1 protein-coding gene is annotated in these 246 nt (G+C 63.0%); it reads left to right on the top strand.

Annotation, left to right across the window (positions count from 1 at the left end; all coding sequences use genetic code 11):
• On the top strand, window positions 1-246 hold a 246-nt coding region (locus P0D80_RS51695; protein ID WP_408296816.1), incomplete at both ends, for an alpha/beta fold hydrolase.

Raw genomic sequence — 246 nt, 5'->3', positions numbered from 1 at the left:
GTCCGTGTCGCCTCGTTCGATAACCTGAAACAGATCAATGCCGGCACGCTCAGCATTGGATACGCCGAAGCGGGTCCGCAGAACGGACCGGTTGTGATCCTGCTGCACGGCTGGCCGTACGATATCTATGCCTTTGCCGAAGTCATGCCGTTGCTCGCGGCGGCCGGCTACCGGGTCATCGCGCCGTATCTGCGCGGCTATGGCACGACGCGCTTCCTGTCCGCTGATACGCCGCGCAACGGGCAA

The organism is Paraburkholderia sp. RL17-373-BIF-A (assembly GCF_046030175.1).
Lineage (GTDB): Bacteria > Pseudomonadota > Gammaproteobacteria > Burkholderiales > Burkholderiaceae > Paraburkholderia.
This window is presented reverse-complemented; position numbering and strand designations above follow the sequence as displayed.